This window comes from Actinacidiphila polyblastidii, from assembly GCF_036353415.1.
Taxonomy (GTDB): domain Bacteria; phylum Actinomycetota; class Actinomycetes; order Streptomycetales; family Streptomycetaceae; genus Actinacidiphila; species Actinacidiphila polyblastidii.
Map to the genome: position 1 here is coordinate 1 of NZ_JAZEWV010000094.1, position 431 is coordinate 431.

Annotated in this window: 1 pseudogene; it reads left to right on the forward strand. The window is 73.5% G+C overall.

Features of this window, described 5'->3' with window-relative positions:
• A pseudogene (locus tag V2S66_RS34375) lies at positions 1 to 431 on the forward strand (aromatic ring-hydroxylating dioxygenase subunit alpha); the annotation flags it as partial.

Genomic DNA, 431 nt, shown 5'->3' on the forward strand with positions numbered 1-431 from the left:
GGCCGCGGCGGCCGGACGTCCCCCGACGTCCTCACCATCCGTACCGAGTACCCCTACCAGACGCTCCGCCTGGAGCCGGAGGGCGCGGACAAACCCGCCTTCAGCCTGTGGGTCGCCTACGTGCCGGAGGACGCGGCGCAGCGCACCAACCACGTGCACGGCCTGCTGATGATCGAGAAGCCGCGGTTCGGCGCGGCCCTCGACCTGGCCTGGCCCTTCATCCGGCGGTTCACCGAACGGGTCTTCGCGGAGGACCGGATGGCCGTGGAGGCGGAGCAGCACGCCTGGAACGAGCAGGGCGCGGACTGGAACCACGAGGTCTTCCCGCTGATCCTCGACCTGCGCGCGATGCTGCGCGCCAACGGCGTGCCGATCAGGCCCGCCGCCGGGGTGTGCGCCGCGGCGTCCTCCTGCGCCGCGGGCGCCGCGAC